Here is a 17869-nt window from a genome sequence, read left to right on the forward strand (position 1 = left end):
CAACGAACGGCAGGAATTATCATGCCGAGCATAGACGCCCTCGCCGATCGCTTATCGACCTACCTCGGCAAGGACCAGGTCAATCTGGTCCGCCGAGCGTACTTCTACGCCGAACAAGCCCACGATGGCCAACGCCGCCGCAGCGGTGAGGCGTACGTCACGCACCCACTCGCGGTTGCGAATATTCTTGCCGACATGCATATGGACCATCAGAGCCTGATGGCGGCCATGCTGCATGACGTGATCGAAGACACCGGCATTGCCAAGGAAGCGCTGCAAGCGCAGTTTGGCGAAACCGTGGCCGAACTGGTCGACGGGGTCAGCAAACTGACCCAGATGAACTTCGAAACCAAAGCCGAAGCCCAGGCCGAAAACTTCCAGAAAATGGCCATGGCCATGGCCCGCGACATTCGCGTGATCCTGGTCAAGCTGGCCGACCGCCTGCACAACATGCGCACACTGGAAGTGCTGTCCGGCGAAAAACGCCGGCGGATCGCCAAGGAAACCCTGGAAATCTATGCGCCCATCGCCAACCGGCTGGGTATGCACGCCATCCGCATAGAATTCGAAGACCTCGGCTTCAAGGCCATGCACCCGATGCGTTCCGCACGGATCAACCAGGCGGTCAAACGCGCCCGGGGCAATCGCAAGGAAATCGTCAACAAGATCGAAGAATCTCTCAGCCACTGCCTGGCCATCGATGGCATCCAGGGCGAGGTCAGCGGTCGTCAGAAACACCTCTACGGCATCTACAAGAAAATGCGCGGCAAGCGTCGGGCCTTCAACGAGATCATGGACGTCTACGCGTTCCGGATCATCGTCGACAAGGTCGATACCTGCTACCGCGTGCTAGGCGCCGTACACAATTTGTACAAACCGTTGCCGGGGCGCTTCAAGGATTACATCGCGATCCCCAAGGCCAACGGCTACCAGTCGCTGCACACCACGCTGTTCGGCATGCACGGTGTACCGATCGAGATTCAGATCCGCACCCGTGAAATGGAAGAGATGGCCAACAACGGCATCGCCGCCCATTGGCTGTACAAATCCAGCGGCGACGAGCAACCCAAAAGCACTCACGCCCGCGCCCGTCAGTGGGTCAAAGGCGTGCTGGAAATGCAGCAACGGGCCGGCAACTCGCTGGAATTCATCGAGAGCGTGAAGATCGACCTGTTCCCGGACGAGGTCTACGTGTTCACGCCCAAAGGCCGGATCATGGAGCTGCCCAAAGGCTCCACGGCGGTCGACTTCGCTTACGCAGTGCACACCGACGTGGGCAACAGCTGCATTGCCTGTCGGATCAATCGTCGTCTCGCACCGCTGTCCGAACCGCTGCAAAGCGGCTCCACGGTCGAGATCGTCAGCGCCCCCGGCGCGCGGCCGAATCCGGCATGGCTCAACTTCGTGGTCACCGGCAAGGCGCGGACTCATATCCGCCATGCGCTGAAACTGCAACGCCGTTCCGAGTCCATCAGCCTCGGCGAACGCCTGCTGAACAAGGTGCTCAACGGCTTCGACAGCTCCCTGGAAAAAGTCCCGGCCGAGCGCGTGCAGTTGATGCTCCACGAATACCGCCTCGAACTGATCGAAGACCTGCTCGAAGACATTGGCCTGGGCAATCGCATGGCTTACGTGGTCGCCCGTCGCCTGCTCGGCGAAGGCGAACAGCTGCCAAGCCCGGAAGGCCCGCTGGCGATTCGTGGTACCGAAGGTCTGGTGCTCAGTTACGCCAAGTGCTGCACGCCGATCCCGGGAGACCCGATTGTTGGTCACCTGTCCGCGGGCAAAGGCATGGTGGTGCACCTGGACAACTGCCGCAACATCAGCGAAATCCGCCACAACCCGGAAAAATGCATCCAGCTCTCGTGGGCCAAGGATGTCACCGGCGAATTCAACGTCGAGCTGCGCGTCGAACTGGAACACCAGCGCGGCCTGATCGCCCTGCTGGCCAGCAGCGTCAACGCGGCCGACGGCAATATCGAAAAAATCAGCATGGACGAACGCGACGGTCGTATCAGCGTGGTCCAACTGGTGGTCAGTGTGCACGACCGCGTGCACCTGGCCCGCGTGATCAAGAAACTGCGCGCCCTGACCGGGGTGATTCGCATCACCCGCATGCGCGCGTAGCCCACCCTTCACAAGGAGTCATACATGACCAAGACCGTTATCAACAGCGACAAGGCCCCGGCCGCCATCGGTACTTATTCCCAGGCGATCAAGGCTGGCAACACCGTTTACATGTCGGGTCAGATTCCTCTGGACCCAAAAACCATGGAACTGGTTGAAGGCTTCGAAGCCCAGACCGTCCAGGTGTTCGAGAACCTCAAAGCCGTGGCTGAAGCGGCTGGTGGTTCGTTCAAGGACATTGTCAAACTGAACATCTTCCTCACCGACCTGAGCCACTTCGCCAAGGTCAACGAGATCATGGGCAAGTACTTCGAGCAACCTTACCCAGCCCGCGCCGCCATCGGCGTAGCAGCCCTGCCAAAGGGTTCGCAGGTTGAAATGGATGCCATTCTGGTCATCGAGTAAACGTGCGGCGCAGCCCGCTAAAGGCTGCGCCGATCTTGTTTTGAAAGGATTCCACCATGCGCCAAGCGCTAGCTCTCTCGCTGGTCGCCCTTCTCTTGGGCGGTTGTGCCAGCGATCCTGCCGATCGTGATATCAGCGGCACCTGGATCAATCAGTCGGCGATCGATGCTGCATCCAAGGGCGGCCCCCTGCGGGAAGCGCTCCAGGCCTATGGCCCGAACCTGGAATGGGACGTCAACACCCGAGCCGGTCAGGCCCGCTACACCAATGGTTTTGAAAACGTCGAAGGCAAGCTGCTGGGCGAAGAGTCCGGCGCGTGGAAAGTCGACTTTTATGGCAGCTCCGCCAGCGAGCTGAAGCGTGATGGCAAGCAACTGAGCCAGGCCGCCAACGACAACGAGCCGGAGCAAGTCTTCGACCGTGCATCGGTCCCGGTACCCGAAGGCGCACCGATTGGCGCGAGTTTCGAGCGAGCGCTGTATTCGGCTTATATGGGCGGCAGCTGGAAAATCGTCAGCGGCCCGGGCGAAGGCAACACCGTGCAGTTCCAGGCCGATGGCCAGGTCGCCGGCCTGCCCGGTGCGGATCGTTATGCCCTGTGCCTGGCGGGCGATTGCGCGTCGATGAGCGGCGGCAACGACAACATCTGGCTGCAGGTGAACGGCCAGGGCAATACCTGGATTTTTGCGCGCAAGGGCAAGGAACTGGAGATTTTCCAGACGGTGAATACCGCACTGGCGGACGAGATGCCTTCGTTTACGCCGGGTGATCGCAAGTGGTTGCTGGAAAAACAGTAACCCGGCCCTGAGGTCAACGCAGAATCCATGTGGGAGCGGGCTTGCTCGCGAAAGCGGTGTAACAGTCAACGATGATGTTGAATGTTATGACCCCTTCGCGAGCAAGCCCGCTCCCACATTTAGGTTTGTGGTGACCGGAAATCAACAGCGGCCTTCGAGGATCGCAGCGTAGCCTTCGCGGAAACTCGGATACTTCGGCGCCCAGCCCAACGCCTTCGCCCGGGCATTGCTGCAGCGCTTGCTGCCGGCACGACGCACACTCGCATCCTCGGCCCATTCAGTCACGCCCAGGTACTCCCGCAACCAGCCCACCACCTCGGCCAACGGCGCGGGCGCATCGTCGACGCCGATATAGCAATCATCCAGCGCCACCCCACGCCGATCCGCCTCAAGCAGAAACGCCAGCAACCCTGCCGCATCATCGACGTGAATGCGGTTGGCGTACAACGGTGGATCGATCGCCACGCGATAGCCGCGGCGGACCTGGGTCAGCAGCCACTCTCGACCCGGACCATAAATACCGGTCAGGCGCACGAGACTGGCCGGGATGCCGCTATCGAGCGCCACCTGCTCGGCTTCGAGCATCAAACGCCCCGAGTAACCGCCCGCCACCGTCGGCGACGTTTCATCGACCCACTCGCCATCCTGCTGGCCGTAAACGCTGCTGCTGGAAACGAACAGTAGTCGATTGGGTACTTGCCCATAGTCGCTCAGCCATTCCAGCACGTGCTGCAAACCCTGCACATAAGCGGCGCGGTAACCCGCCTCATTGTGATCGGTAGCCGCCGCGCAATACACCAGGTAATCCACCGCACCGATTGGCCAGGTCGCCGGGCAGTCTTTATTGAACAAGTCGCCGGCAACGCCGATCACGCCGTGTGGCAGGCGTGAGACATCACGCCGCAAGCCGTGAACCTCCCACCCGCTAGCCAACAGTTGCGTGGCCAGACGACTGCCGACATCACCGCAGCCGGCGATCAAAACAGAAGGCGCGGACATCAGAAAACTCCCATCGGAAAGTCACAGACTAGCGCCGGCAAGGGACACGCGGCTAGCAATGAAGGAAAAAAAGATACTCTATTACTTTTGTTAACAAGAATTACTTGCAATAATGCCTGCCACTTTTGTTCTCGGCCTCACGAGGCCTGGAAGAACATTTACCGTTTTTTTCCTTTCAGGTCCGGCCAGCATGACACCCAATCAATTCCCCGCTTCGCCAACCAAACGACCTCGCGCCTGGAGCGCGGTGGCCGCCCTGCTGCTCAGCCTGATGCTGGCGCCGACCGCCGCCTTCGCCGATGCACAAGCACCGGCCACCCAGCCTGCTGCCGCTCAAACACCCGCCGCGCCTGCCGTGACACCTGCCCCGACCGATCCGGTCCAGGCCATAGACGCCGCTGACGTGCCGGAAGTCCTTGAAGCCGACAACACGTTGGGCATGGCCCATGACTTGTCGCCGTGGGGCATGTACCAGAACGCCGACATCATCGTGAAGATCGTGATGATCGGCCTGGCCATCGCCTCAATCATCACCTGGACCATCTGGATCGCCAAGGGCTTCGAGCTGATGGGCGCCAAGCGTCGTCTGCGCACTGAAATCGTCCACCTGAAAAAAGCCGCCACCCTTAAAGAAGCCAGCGCAACGGCAGCCAAGGAAGGCACCCTCGCCAACCTGCTGGTCCACGACGCGCTGGAAGAAATGCGCCTGTCGGCCAACAGCCGCGAGAAAGAAGGCATCAAGGAGCGCGTGAGCTTTCGTCTGGAGCGCCTTGTCGCTGCCTGCGGTCGCAACATGAGCAGCGGCACCGGTGTACTCGCCACCATCGGTTCCACCGCGCCGTTCGTCGGCCTGTTCGGTACCGTGTGGGGCATCATGAACAGCTTCATCGGCATCGCCAAAACCCAGACCACCAACCTCGCTGTCGTAGCTCCCGGCATCGCCGAAGCCTTGCTGGCAACCGCGCTGGGCCTGGTTGCAGCGATTCCTGCGGTGGTCATCTACAACGTCTTCGCCCGCTCCATCGCCGGTTACAAGGCACAAGTGTCCGACGCCTCGGCAGAAGTCCTGCTGCTGGTCAGCCGTGATCTCGACCACCTGCCGACCGAGCAGCGCAGCTCGCAACCGCACATGGTGAAAGTGGGGTAATCGGCCATGGGCCTGCATTTGAAAGAAGGCGCAGACGACGATCTGGCCGAGAACCACGAAATCAACGTCACGCCGTTCATCGACGTGATGCTGGTGCTGTTGATCATCTTCATGGTGGCGGCGCCGCTGGCCACCGTGGACATCAAGGTCGACCTGCCCGCCTCTACCGCCAAACCGGCGCCGCGGCCAGAGAAACCGGTGTTCCTCAGCGTGAAAGCTGACCAGCGCCTGTTCCTCGGCGAAGACGAAGTGAAGGCCGAGACCCTCGGTGCCACACTCGACGCCAAGACCCATGGCAAGAAAGACACGACGATCTTCTTCCAGGCCGATAAAGGCGTGGACTACGGCGACTTGATGAGCGTGATGGACGCCCTGCGCGCCGCTGGCTACCTGAAGGTCGGCCTGGTCGGACTCGAGACGGCAGCCAAGAAATGATCAACACGCGCCAAAAGCTGACGCGTTACAGCGGGAGCCTGGCCGTGGTGCTGGGCGTCCATGCGCTGGCCATTGCGCTGGCGCTGAACTGGACGTCGCGCCCGCCGATCGAGCTGCCGCCGCAAGCGATGATGGTCGAGCTGGCGCCGGTTCCGGCCCCGCCACCGCCCGCACCGCCAAAGGTGATCACGCCGCCACAGCCACCGGCCCCGGTGGAAGAACTGCCGATACCGAAGCTGGCTGAAGCGCCGAAGGCCGAGATCGCTGTACCGAAACCGGTCAAGCCCAAGCCGAAGCCTCAACCGCCCAAGCCTGTGGAGAAAAAGCCGGAGCCGCCGAAGGAGAAACCTTCCGAGGAAAAACCGAGCGACGCGCAACCGACCCAGGCACCGACGGAGAAATCCGCTCAGCCGGCACCGGGGCCATCGCCGGCGCAGCAAGCGGCCAAGGCCAGTTGGCAAGGCACCCTGCTTGCGCATCTGGCCAAGTACAAAAAGTACCCGGCCAGTGCACAGGCGCGGGGCAAGGAAGGTTTGAACCGTCTGCGCTTCGTGGTGGATGCTGAAGGGAACGTGTTGTCGTTCGAACTGGTGGGCCGCTCCGGCAACGCCGATCTGGACCGGGCCACCCTGGAAATGATCCGCCGCGCACAGCCGCTGCCCAAGCCACCGGCCGATATGCTGAACAACGGCTCCATCGAAATCGTTGCACCGTTCGTTTACTCGCTGGAACGCCGCCGTTAAGACACTGCCGAACCAATGTGGGAGCGGGCTTGCTCGCGAAAGCGGAGTGTCAGGCAATATTGATGTCGACTGACACTCCCTCTTCGCGAGCAAGCCCGCTCCCACAGGTTCTTCGGCGGCTACAAAACCTGTGAAAGGCACCGAAAGGTGCCTTTTGCATATCTGGCAACGGCAAACCTGCATTGCCCAGTGTCACTCGACACACTCAGTCTGATAACGTGCGTCTATCGATTGCAGCCGGTATGCTTGGCCCGCAACTTCATGGACGCTTGCTATGACTCTGACAGAATTACGCTACATCGTTACCCTCGCCCAAGAGCAGCACTTCGGCCACGCGGCCGAGCGTTGCCACGTCAGCCAACCGACCCTGTCGGTGGGCGTGAAAAAGCTTGAAGACGAACTCGGTGTGCTGATTTTCGAGCGCAGCAAGAGCGCCGTGCGCCTGACTCCGGTCGGCGAAGGCATTGTCGCCCAGGCGCAGAAAGTCCTGGAGCAGGCCCAAGGCATCCGCGAGCTGGCCCAGGCCGGCAAGAACCAGTTGACCGCGCCGCTGAAAGTTGGCGCGATCTACACCGTCGGCCCGTACCTGTTTCCGCACCTGATTCCACAACTGCACCGGGTCGCCCCGCAGATGCCGTTGTACATCGAAGAAAACTTCACCCACGTGCTGCGCGACAAACTGCGCAACGGCGAGCTCGACGCGATCATCATCGCCCTGCCGTTCAACGAAGCCGACGTGCTGACCTTGCAGCTCTACGACGAGCCGTTCTACGTCCTGATGCCAGCCCAGCACCCGTGGACCCAAAAAGAATCCATCGACGCCGCTCTGCTCAACGACAAGAGCCTGCTGCTGCTCGGCGAAGGCCACTGCTTCCGCGATCAAGTGCTGGAAGCCTGCCCGACCCTGGCCAAAGGCAACGACGGCGCCAAACACACCACGGTGGAATCCAGCTCGCTGGAAACCATTCGCCACATGGTCGCCTCCGGCCTGGGCATTTCGATCCTGCCGCTGTCGGCGGTGGACAGCCACCACTACGCTCCCGGCGTGATTGAAGTGCGTCCACTGAGCGCGCCGGTGCCGTTTCGCACCGTGGCCATCGCCTGGCGCGCGAGCTTCCCGCGGCCGAAGGCGATTGAAATCCTCGCCGACTCCATCCGCCTGTGCTCGGTGGCCAAGCCGCCAGCGCCGGTGGTGGCCGGTTAAGTCGCTGCCATGACCGAGTTGTCGCAAGTGTCGGTGACGGCACTCAAGGGTGTCGGCGAAGCCATGGCCGAGAAACTGGCCAAGGTCGGCCTGGAGAATCTCCAGGACGTGCTGTTCCACCTGCCGCTGCGTTATCAGGACCGCACCCGTGTGGTCCCGATCGGCCATTTGCGACCGGGTCAGGACGCCGTGATCGAAGGCACCGTCAGCGGCGCCGACGTGGTCATGGGCCGACGCCGCAGCCTGGTTGTCCGTCTGCAAGATGGCACCGGCGGGCTCAGCCTGCGCTTCTACCATTTCAGCAACGCCCAGAAAGAAGGCCTCAAACGCGGCACGCGCATTCGTTGCTACGGCGAAGCGCGGCCCGGTGCCTCGGGACTGGAGATCTACCACCCGGAATACCGCGCCATCACCGGCGACGAGCCGCCGCCGGTGGATGAAACCCTGACCCCGGTTTACCCGCTCACCGAAGGCCTGACTCAACAGCGCTTGCGCCAGTTGTGCATGCAAACCCTGACCCTGCTCGGCCCCAGCAGCCTGCCCGACTGGCTGCCGACCGAACTGGCCCGGGACTATCAACTGGCCCCGCTGGCCGATGCGATCCGCTACCTGCATCACCCGCCCGCCGATGCCGATGTCGATGAACTCGCCCTCGGTCATCACTGGGCCCAACACCGTTTGGCCTTCGAAGAATTGCTGACCCATCAACTGTCCCAGCAGCGCCTGCGCGAGAGCATGCGTGCCCTGCGCGCGCCGTCGATGCCAAAAGCCACGAAGCTGCCGACTCAGTATTTGGCCAACCTCGGCTTCACACCGACCGGCGCCCAGCAACGGGTCGGCAACGAAATCGCTTACGACCTCAGTCAGCACGAGCCAATGTTGCGGCTGATTCAGGGCGACGTTGGCGCCGGCAAAACCGTGGTCGCTGCTCTCGCCGCACTGCAAGCGCTGGAGGCCGGTTATCAGGTCGCCTTAATGGCGCCCACAGAGATTCTCGCCGAGCAGCATTTCATCACCTTCAAGCGCTGGCTCGAACCGCTGGGCATCGAAGTCGCGTGGCTGGCCGGCAAGCTCAAGGGTAAAAATCGTGTCGCCGCGCTGGAGCAAATCGCCAGCGGTACGCCAATGGTGGTCGGCACCCACGCGTTGTTTCAGGAAGAGGTGCAGTTCAAGAACCTGGCGCTGGCGATCATCGACGAACAACATCGCTTCGGCGTGCAGCAGCGCCTGGCATTGCGACAGAAAGGCGTCGGCGGACGGATGTGTCCGCACCAGCTGATCATGACCGCCACGCCGATCCCCCGGACGCTGGCCATGAGCGCCTACGCCGACCTCGACACCTCGATCCTCGACGAACTGCCGCCCGGCCGTACGCCCGTAAACACGGTGCTGGTCACCGACACCCGTCGCGTCGAAGTGATCGAGCGCGTGCGCGGCGCTTGTGCCGAAGGGCGTCAGGCCTATTGGGTGTGCACGCTGATCGAAGAGTCGGAAGAGCTGACCTGCCAGGCCGCCGAAACCACGTATGAAGACCTCACCGCCGCCCTCGGCGAGTTGAAAGTCGGTTTGATCCACGGTCGCATGAAGCCCGCCGAGAAAGCCGCAGTGATGGCCGAGTTCAAGGCCGGCAACCTGCAACTGCTGGTCGCCACTACCGTGATCGAAGTCGGCGTCGACGTGCCCAACGCCAGCCTGATGATCATCGAAAACCCCGAACGCCTCGGGCTCGCGCAGCTGCACCAACTGCGTGGCCGTGTCGGTCGGGGCAGCGCCGTCAGCCATTGCGTGCTGCTTTACCATCCGCCGCTGTCGCAGATCGGCCGTCAGCGCCTGGGCATCATGCGCGAAACCAACGACGGTTTTGTCATCGCCGAAAAAGACCTCGAACTGCGTGGCCCCGGCGAAATGCTCGGCACACGCCAGACCGGCCTGCTGCAATTCAAGGTCGCGGACCTGATGCGCGACGCCGATTTGCTGCCCGCCGTACGCGACGCCGCCCAGGCGTTGCTCGAGCGCTGGCCGGATCACGTCAGCCCGTTGCTCGACCGCTGGCTACGCCATGGGCAGCAATACGGCCAAGTGTGAGCACTGTCGCAGTTTCTGGACCCTGGCGTTAATCAAGCTGGTTATACTCCTGCAATTGTTTGCAAACGGATACAGACCATGACAGAAGCTGCCCTCGCCCCCGAAACCCCGCACGCTCCGTCTGTTATTCGGCTGCTGCTCGGCAAGCTGGGCATCGCCTACGAAGAAGTCCTCGACCATCACGGCCTGAACGCCGCGCGTAAAGTGCAGGCAGTCTTGCTCGACGATGCGGTCGGCGCGCTCATGGTGCTGTTCCCCCAGAGCCAATTGCTGGACCTCAACCGCCTCGCCGAACTCACCGGCCGCCGGTTGACTGCTGTATCCACCGAACGCCTGGTAAAAATGCTCGGCAAACACAGCCTGAGCCTGCTGCCCGGCCTGCCGGCGCTCACCAGTTCGCCGTGCCTGTATGAAGAAAGCCTGCTGCGCGAACCGACGTTGCTGATCAACTCGGGCGAGCCGGGCGTGCTGCTGGAAATCTCCAGCGACGATTTCAAAGCCATGCTCACCAAGGCCAGCGCCGGCAATTTCGGCGAAGCCGTGAACCGCATCCGTCCAAACCTCGATCGCCCCGACGATGACCGCGAGGAAATCACCCAGGCCGTGCAAGCGTTCACCGCACGGCGCATCCAGCAGCGCCTGGAAGAAACCATCGAGATTCCGCCGCTGGCCGAAACCGCGCAGAAAATCATCAAACTGCGGGTCGACCCCAATGCCACCATCGACGACATCACCGGCGTGGTCGAAACCGACCCGGCCCTGGCCGCACAAGTCGTCAGTTGGGCAGCGTCGCCGTACTACGCCTCGCCGGGCAAGATTCGTTCAGTGGAAGACGCCATCGTGCGGGTATTGGGTTTCGACCTGGTGATCAACCTGGCGCTGGGCCTGGCCCTGGGCAAAACCCTGAGCCTGCCCAAAGACCACCCGCAACACACCACGCCGTACTGGCAGCAATCGATCTACACCGCCGCCGTCATCGAAGGCCTGACCCGCGCCATGCCCCGCGCCCAGCGCCCGGAAGCCGGCCTGACCTACCTCGCCGGCCTGCTGCACAACTTCGGCTACTTGCTACTGGCCCATGTGTTCCCGCCGCACTTCTCGCTGATCTGCCGCCACTTGGAGGTCAACCCGCACCTGTGCCACAGCTACGTGGAACAACACCTGCTGGGCATCAGCCGCGAACAGATCGGCTCATGGCTGATGCGCTTCTGGGACATGCCCGACGAACTGGCCACCGCCCTGCGCTTCCAGCACGACCCAAGCTACGACGGCGACTACGCCGAATACCCTAACCTCGTCTGCCTGGCCGTACGCCTGCTGCGCAGCCGCGGCATCGGCTCCGGCCCGGACGAAGACATCCCCGACGCCCTGCTGGAACGCGTCGGCCTGACCCGCGACAAAGCCAACGACGTGGTCAGCAAAGTGCTTGAGGCAGAAGTCCTGTTGCGCGAACTGGCTTCGCAATTCAGCCAAGCCTAAAAAGCATCGCGGGCAAGCCACGCTCCCACAGATCACCAAAGGCCTGTAGGAGCGAGGCTTGCCCGCGAAGAATCCAACTCGGGCCACCTGAATCACCACCCACTGTGGCGAGGGAGCTTGCTCCCGCTCAACTGAGCCAGCAACGACAGGAAGCAAGCGCCCTGCTATGATTTGACGGCAAATAGAGGGCTTTCCTATGACCCAAACAGCCAGTGTTGCAAGCCAAGTCCGTAAGCTTGCTAAAGAAAACAAGGTCACTGCTGGACGTGACGGCATGAGTCGTATGGCCGTGAGCATTACCCATTTGGCTGGCGATGTCGTCGAGTTGGATGGCATCGAACAGTTGCTCGTCAATCTCAAGAGAAAAGGCATTCTGAGCAAGTCTGAAATCCTGGTGCTCCAAGGGCGCTATCTTCAAGAAAGGCGTGCACAGAAACGTAGCGCATGACTTTTGATCCGTTCGGCGACTTCGAAACTTCTGGATATCTTCAAAACTCGCTGCAACTGAAAGATCCCACTGAAGTAAAAGAGTCAGAGCATCTTTCGTTCGAATTGAGTATCGAAGATGCGCTTGTCTATTTGGCTAAGAAAAAGCCAATCGATTACAAGACTGTACTCAAAGTTCACGAGATCCTGTTCTCCGGCTTCTATCACTGGGCAGGAAAAGACCGGAACGAGCTTGTCCCTCACCTGGCAGTCTTCAAGGGTTCCCTCGACGATCCCCGCAGCACCGTCTTCGAGCGCCCAGACTCCATCAAAATGTCTATCGACTATGCGCTTAAGCTAGCAGCTGACAAGAAACGCTTCAGAGACCATCCCGGCGGGGTGATGGGCCAGCTGGCTTTCGCACACCCCTTCCTGGACGGCAATGGGCGCACGATTCTATTAGTCTTCATGGAACTCTGTTATCGAGCCGAGTTCGCCATCGACTGGTCAAGGACAAACAAAGACGACTACCTGCGGGCACTCAGCGACGAGATCCGAGAGCCTCGCGAGAGGCATCTCGATAACTACCTCACCCCGTTTGTAGTCGATATATCCAGTCGTGACGAGTGGCCAGAGACCATCGGTGGTATCAGAGGCCTGGATGGCCTGGACAAGGAAGACATCACATATGAGAACCTGGACAACCCGCAAGTCCAGCAAATCTACAAGACATACCGGGCCCAGCCACTCGACGCCCGCGGGCCTACTGAGTCGGATGGCTGAAGAGGCTGGCTAGCTCTCGAAAATCCCGGCGAGCTACCTGAAAGACCTATGCCTTCGGCTTGGCCTTCTTCGGCTTCAAATACTTGGTCAACCCCTGAAACCAGATCACCAACGCCGGGTTGCCCTTGATCTGAATCGACTTGTCCTGAATCCCCGTCATAAACGCCAACTGCTTGTTCTTCGCCTGCATCGTGGCAAAGCCATACGCCGCATCCTTGAACGCAATCGCAAACGCCGGCTCGGCATACACGCCGGACTTGCTGGTAATGCGCTGATCCTTCACCACGAAATGCCGCGCCACTTTCCCGTCCAGGGTCTGTAGCTGAAACACCAATGCCTTGTCACCCAACTGCTGCTGAAACGCAGGATTAGTCCGACTGGCCTTACCCATCAACAAACCCAGCATCCACAGAAGAAAACGAAATTTCATGCGCACAGCCTCAAGAGAAAAGTGAACGGCCGGCGCAGTGTAGCGGCTTCAAGCGAGAACGCCACCGTCGGGTTGCGTTAGAAGAAGATGAACCGCTTTTTCAGCATGATGACCGCCAAGTCACGCTTTTACTGCCTCAACCCTGATCGTTGCCACGCTCCCGCGTGAGAATGCATCCCGTGACGCTCCGCGTCACACCCAACACCCGGCCTACACCTGAAGAAACACATTCCTGTAGGAGCTGCCGAAGGCTGCGATCTTTTGATCTTGATGCCCTCAAACTTATCGGACATTTCCTTCAAAACGCCGGGCCATCCATGAACTAGGCAGCTTGGTCCCTCATCGATAACCTCTGTTCGTCACCGCAAAATCGGTGATTCGGACGTGCAAGTCCGGTGGAGTACACATTCGGTTATGGCAATTCATCGAGCGTTTTCCTATGCTCGCGAATCGTTATGGCAGCTGTGTATGGGAGACCTTCGGGTCTGCCGGGTGACTCCACCGGTCTTGCACACCTATGCACAGCTGCCACCTCTTTCGAAGTGCACGCGAAATGGTGTCAGCTCCTTTAAATCATGGAGTAACACTTAATGATCAAGCCAACACCGAATCCTCCTGAAAACCCAGCCACATCCCCCTACGAATCCTTCGATTCCAGAAAACTCCACGAAGCCGCCGAACGCGCCCTCGACCACCATTTCGCCCCACCACCCAACGAAAAACCCAAACGTAAAGGCAAACTCTTCACCGTCTCCCCCGACATCGACACCGAATCCCTCCTGGCCAACGCCTCAGAAGACCTGCTGTCCATCAGCGCCATCGCAGCCAACCTGGCCGACGACGTGGACGGTACAAGGCGCTCCTTAGCCTTGGCGCTCAGCAGATTGGCGGATGGGGTCCGGTTGTTGGTGGAGCGAGCGCTGGATCATATTGATTCGCCGAATCCGGCGGAGCATCGGGCGAAGGCGTAGAGAAATCGCGGAAAGAGAAAGGGGACGTTAAGTCCCCTTTCTCGATCTTCATTACCAGCCCGGGCTAGCGAAAGTCTTCTGCGCTTTTAGGACGTGACTGCAACCCTTGGAGCGCTGCCCGGTTGATATAAGAATAACTTCCCGCACCGCAACGCTGTCTGAACACAAGCTTGTCATCCTTGAGCACGGTCAGATAACTGACAAAGGCTTGGTTAACGAGATAGGTATAAGGACCAGTTTTGAACTTGATAATGTTCAGGCTCACGCTGCCTTCCGACGCATTCACAACAAAGAACTTGCCCTTGGGCGGTAAGGCACTCTTCGGATAGATCATCTCTACTTTTCCCGGCACGCCATAACGGTACTGAACAGAACCGGCCGTAGGCTTGCTGTTTCCACGCGCACAAACAGAAACCGTTTTGCCGCCGTCCAACGGACAGCTGAAGTAAATATCTTCGTCATCCGAGCACAACGTTCCATCCTGCCCGCCCTTCAATGGCGCGGTCTCTTGCGAGACGCGCTCCGGCGTTTGTGCGACATCGGCACAATTGGACAGGCACACCAGCTTCGAAAGATCCGGAACATCGCTTTCAGTAAACAGGTACGTCGCAGAACCGTCGCGGTTGCGGGCGTGGTAAACGGGGACGCTGACGGCCAGACCTTTGGCCGATACGGGCACCACAGAATCCTTCCCCGAGACGACCCAGCCTTCGGTACCACCGCACAACTCTTCCAAAGCGGCGTCACTGAAAGGCTCACTACCTGGGTTTGTGAACGGACTGGAGTTTCCTCGGCAGTCATAGCCATGCCAGTACGGCCCCGTCTCAGCCATGTCTATCGAAAAAATATACGCGCCGTCTAGCACCACCCTGCCGTTGTTATAGGTAAAAACCAACCAACGACGCGACTTCGCCTGAGAGTAATTTTCGTTCTCGAGGATGTACCGGTCTCCATCTCGATACAGCCAGAAACCATTCATAGCCCCTGCCGACTCCGCGGTCTCGGACAGTCGTTTCCCGGAGGCGACGTCCACCAGGAAAAAATTGCTATCGAGCCTCAACACGCAATCGCTACCAGCACTCTCGCAGGACTTTAGTGCCGGGAACATCGGTTGCGCAGCCACAGGCAAAGAACAAAGTAGCAACGCCAGCAACAGTAATTTTTTCAACATGCCTCCTTGGTTACAAACTCATTCCTGATCGAGCAAAACGCTGCCGCTCGGTAACGCCTCCTGCGTTTTTAAAGCGAATAATCCATCACTTCTTCCAGCCGCCAACATTGCCCACGAACAAACTGATACTCGAAGACATAATCGGTATCCGGCTTCTGCAGGATCGCCGTGGCGTTGTTACCCCGCTCTTCCTTGACGGTCAACGTAAGACCGTCGGCCTCTCGTTTCACGCGATCCGGGATGATTGGAAACTTGATCTGATCACCGCTGACACTGCGCTTTTCCATCTCAGGCTCGGGATCTCCCGCCACAGTCGTGACAAGTTGCAGCGGCTGTTGAACGAACGTTTTTTGCACGTCTGCGCGCTCGGAAAAGGCTGCAAGGAACGCTGAAAACTCGTTCGAGGGACAAGCAACATCGGCCGCGTTACCACCGATTTTGCGCGGCTCCTGGCTGATGCCGTGTCCCAGTTTTGAATCCGCAATAATCTTTGCATCCAAGTCTGCCAGACGCTTTTTAATACTCGCCGCATCTTTGTAAGCACACTCAAGATCTGCCCCCCCTTCTAGGTCTCGCCCATCGCGACAGTCCTGCAATTCGGGATCTGGCGGGTCACCGCGAAAAAACCGCAAAGACAACTGATCCCCGTCCTTAATCAGTGGTAACTCCAGCGTCGAATAGGAATAGCCCTCGAAACGGGCCGACTCCTTGTTCTTCGTGAGCACATACAGGGACTTGCCTGCTCGCTCAGGAAATTTACGCTCGAAGAAGAACACCGACACTATCTGTTCGCCAATGACCGGCGCTACATAGGTGAGTTCCGGTTTCGTAGCACTCATCGTTGCGTAGAAAATTTCACCATTGGGAACGTACGCGCCTGTCGTCTGACCTTTGAGCGTGCTCTTCAAGAAAAATACCGTGATTTTCTGCTCACCCACCGAAGCCACCACCGGTGGATGCATTTGATCGATGGTTTGTAGGTCATTGGCTGACACCGGTTGTGATGTAAAACCGATGATTGATACAAGTACGCACACACAACTAAAAAACCTGGCCACTTCCATTCACTTCCCTGTTGATCCACGAGCTGATCATTCTTCAAAGACTTGCGCCGCCGACTTAAGGTCGCTCATAGTTGATCCTTTTAACCTCAGGACTCTCTTGCTGTAGCTGTCTCTTCGTGACGCCATAAGCCTTGATCAGTCCGTCCCAGGAACCTTTCGATCCAAGCGACCGATAGCTATTGCTGTAGCTGTAATGCTCTAACCGTCCAGCCGTCGAGTAGTAACCGCGCCATTCAGGGCAGGATCCGCACCCGCCATAACCGCCAATTGAAACCAGGCTGCCCTTGGTTCCTTTCACGCAATCCATCGCCACGACCACGTTACTCAACATCTTCGTCTTCGCACCGTCGGACGTGAGCTGTGAAACTTTGTCGATGTTGCGCCGAAGCACTTTGCCGCCGATGTTGATTGCCTGATCGGAGCAGACCGGGATTACGTGGGTTTCAGTTTCTTGCACCGTCACGGATCGACAGGACGAAACCAACACCACTTCAACGCCGCCGCATTGCATGACATCGCGTTGGGTGTAGGCATCCGAAGGAGCGGCGAAAGTTGGAAACGAGAGCAGCAGCGAAAGGCTGCCCGCGAGAAGACGCTGATTCATGGAAATTTCCCTTTCACCGTTAACTGGCCTGTTTTTTCGCGAGGCACTTGGCAGCCATGGCCGCCATTGGAAACCAGCTCACAAATACCGAAAGTAGTCCTTTCAAAACAAAACGTTTCACTGTGTTCAATCCTTGATGCATTCAGGTTCTACGCTTTGGAAACCGGGTTACGCATTGCTTCGGTACGTTCATTTCCCAGTAGGTACTGATCAGCGCTTCGCGCTTGTTCTCAACATGGAGATTGACGAAACCATCGCCGCAATCAGGCTGTAACTCTTCGAATGTGCCGGTTTTGACTTGGTAAACGAAAATCCTGTAGTAATCGTAAGTGCCCATGCCGTCATCGACCTGCGAGACCGCAAAGTCTTTTGCGCCGTCGAAATTGAAATCGTCGACCTGCACATGCAGCTCGTTTTCCGCTTGAAAATCGATCGTCCGGGATTCGCTACGGGCATCGTTTTTAACAGCGACCGTTAACGTGGAGCCGTCCAGAACTAGCGTCGCTTCAACGTTATTGGTGGGACTGAACGTGGTTACCTCGGCAAATGCCGGAATCGCCCACAACAGACCGAGCAATGACCCGGCTAAATATTTAAGTCGCATACACTCGCCTTACTCCCACTGACATCCAATTCCCAAGGAAGAATCAACGTGTTGTTCGTGAAGTTTTACTGCTTGCCATTGGCATTCTTTGTACAGGACATAGAGACAATCTGAACGCCTTGGGTCACCCACACATAGGCTCCGGTGACCTTCTCATCCACGGCCTCTGACCACGTCGTAGTACTCCACCAAGGCATCTGAGGATTGATTTCTTCGTGCTGGGAATCCGTTAGCATGACGGAAACGGGCACGTTCGACTTCGCGTATTTGACGAAACCGCCTGATCATTTGCTGACAAAACCACTCACTGGTGACTCCGCTATAAGCGGCGAATGGGAATAACGCCAACAGGGTTAAAAGCAACTTTTCCATACTTATCGAAATCCCATAAACCT

The 17869-nt window shown here is 58.9% G+C and carries 18 protein-coding genes; 12 read left to right on the plus strand and 6 right to left on the minus strand.

Annotation, left to right across the window (positions count from 1 at the left end; all coding sequences use genetic code 11):
* The first annotated feature begins 21 nt into the window (after positions 1 to 21).
* Genes spoT through KW837_RS10160 form a run of 3 tightly spaced genes read left to right on the plus strand, consistent with a single transcriptional unit; the run spans position 22 to position 3329 of the window.
* Positions 22 to 2127, plus strand: coding sequence for a bifunctional GTP diphosphokinase/guanosine-3',5'-bis pyrophosphate 3'-pyrophosphohydrolase (gene spoT / locus KW837_RS10150; RefSeq protein WP_123499445.1), 2106 nt, complete (start codon positions 22 to 24; stop codon positions 2125 to 2127).
* A 24-nt stretch (positions 2128 to 2151) separates the two neighbouring features.
* A complete protein-coding gene (locus tag KW837_RS10155; RefSeq protein WP_095633622.1) occupies positions 2152 to 2532 on the plus strand; it encodes a RidA family protein in 381 nt (126 codons plus the stop codon).
* Positions 2533 to 2588: 56 nt separating this feature from the next.
* Positions 2589 to 3329, plus strand: coding sequence for a hypothetical protein (locus KW837_RS10160; protein WP_123499443.1), 741 nt, complete (start codon positions 2589 to 2591; stop codon positions 3327 to 3329).
* 141 nt (positions 3330 to 3470) lie between these two features.
* Here the strand turns inward: KW837_RS10160 and KW837_RS10165 are convergent, their stop codons facing one another.
* Complete coding sequence (locus tag KW837_RS10165) at positions 3471 to 4328, minus strand: SDR family oxidoreductase (RefSeq protein WP_123499441.1); 858 nt, start codon at positions 4326 to 4328, stop codon at positions 3471 to 3473.
* A 190-nt stretch (positions 4329 to 4518) separates the two neighbouring features.
* Here KW837_RS10165 and exbB point away from each other — a divergent pair, with 190 nt between their 5' ends.
* The 8 genes from exbB (at position 4519) to KW837_RS10205 (ending at position 12630) form a co-directional block, all read left to right on the plus strand.
* Entirely contained in the window at positions 4519 to 5475 is a 957-nt protein-coding gene (gene exbB, locus KW837_RS10170) for a tonB-system energizer ExbB (RefSeq protein ID WP_218395466.1), read from the plus strand.
* Positions 5476 to 5481: 6 nt separating this feature from the next.
* Positions 5482 to 5910, plus strand: a complete 429-nt coding sequence (gene exbD / locus KW837_RS10175) for a TonB system transport protein ExbD (protein ID WP_218395468.1) — start codon at positions 5482 to 5484, stop codon at positions 5908 to 5910.
* On the plus strand, positions 5907 to 6653 hold the full coding sequence (locus KW837_RS10180) for an energy transducer TonB (protein ID WP_123499437.1): 747 nt from the start codon (positions 5907 to 5909) through the stop codon (positions 6651 to 6653). Before exbD ends, KW837_RS10180 begins: the two co-directional genes overlap by 4 nt.
* Before the next feature lie 274 nt (positions 6654 to 6927).
* Complete coding sequence (locus tag KW837_RS10185) at positions 6928 to 7857, plus strand: hydrogen peroxide-inducible genes activator (RefSeq protein WP_008007618.1); 930 nt, start codon at positions 6928 to 6930, stop codon at positions 7855 to 7857.
* A 9-nt stretch (positions 7858 to 7866) separates the two neighbouring features.
* Positions 7867 to 9942 carry an ATP-dependent DNA helicase RecG gene (gene recG, locus KW837_RS10190; protein WP_123499435.1) on the plus strand — a complete coding sequence of 692 codons (2076 nt, stop codon included), beginning with the start codon at positions 7867 to 7869 and terminating at the stop codon, positions 9940 to 9942.
* Positions 9943 to 10020: 78 nt separating this feature from the next.
* The gene (locus KW837_RS10195) at positions 10021 to 11421 is read left to right on the plus strand and encodes an aminoacyl-tRNA deacylase and HDOD domain-containing protein (protein ID WP_218395470.1); all 1401 of its coding nucleotides are present in this window, start codon (positions 10021 to 10023) and stop codon (positions 11419 to 11421) included.
* 196 nt (positions 11422 to 11617) lie between these two features.
* Positions 11618 to 11869 carry a hypothetical protein gene (locus KW837_RS10200; RefSeq protein WP_218395472.1) on the plus strand — a complete coding sequence of 84 codons (252 nt, stop codon included), beginning with the start codon at positions 11618 to 11620 and terminating at the stop codon, positions 11867 to 11869.
* Complete coding sequence (locus KW837_RS10205) at positions 11866 to 12630, plus strand: Fic family protein (protein WP_218395474.1); 765 nt, start codon at positions 11866 to 11868, stop codon at positions 12628 to 12630. The genes KW837_RS10200 and KW837_RS10205 overlap by 4 nt, the downstream gene beginning before the upstream one ends.
* Before the next feature lie 46 nt (positions 12631 to 12676).
* Here KW837_RS10205 and KW837_RS10210 read toward each other — a convergent pair whose 3' ends face one another.
* Positions 12677 to 13060 carry a helicase gene (locus KW837_RS10210; RefSeq protein ID WP_218395476.1) on the minus strand — a complete coding sequence of 128 codons (384 nt, stop codon included), beginning with the start codon at positions 13058 to 13060 and terminating at the stop codon, positions 12677 to 12679.
* Positions 13061 to 13650: 590 nt separating this feature from the next.
* On the opposite strand from KW837_RS10210, the gene KW837_RS10215 reads away from it, so the two are divergent.
* Positions 13651 to 14031: a DUF6124 family protein gene (locus KW837_RS10215; RefSeq protein ID WP_218395478.1), complete on the plus strand. Its 381-nt coding sequence runs from the start codon at positions 13651 to 13653 to the stop codon at positions 14029 to 14031.
* A gap of 64 nt (positions 14032 to 14095) precedes the next feature.
* On the opposite strand, the gene KW837_RS10220 is transcribed toward KW837_RS10215, so the two are convergent.
* From KW837_RS10220 to KW837_RS10235, 4 genes are all read right to left on the minus strand, one after another.
* Entirely contained in the window at positions 14096 to 15202 is a 1107-nt protein-coding gene (locus KW837_RS10220) for a hypothetical protein (protein WP_256348649.1), read from the minus strand.
* Between the two features lie 68 nt (positions 15203 to 15270).
* The gene (locus KW837_RS10225; RefSeq protein WP_218395480.1) at positions 15271 to 16266 is read right to left on the minus strand and encodes a hypothetical protein; all 996 of its coding nucleotides are present in this window, start codon (positions 16264 to 16266) and stop codon (positions 15271 to 15273) included.
* 55 nt (positions 16267 to 16321) lie between these two features.
* On the minus strand, positions 16322 to 16870 hold the full coding sequence (locus tag KW837_RS10230; RefSeq protein WP_218395482.1) for a hypothetical protein: 549 nt from the start codon (positions 16868 to 16870) through the stop codon (positions 16322 to 16324).
* Positions 16871 to 17012: 142 nt separating this feature from the next.
* Positions 17013 to 17474, minus strand: a complete 462-nt coding sequence (locus KW837_RS10235) for a hypothetical protein (RefSeq protein WP_218395485.1) — start codon at positions 17472 to 17474, stop codon at positions 17013 to 17015.
* Positions 17475 to 17869: the final 395 nt, after the last annotated feature.

The sequence above is a fragment of the Pseudomonas sp. PDM24 genome (genome assembly GCF_019218905.1).
GTDB lineage: Bacteria > Pseudomonadota > Gammaproteobacteria > Pseudomonadales > Pseudomonadaceae > Aquipseudomonas.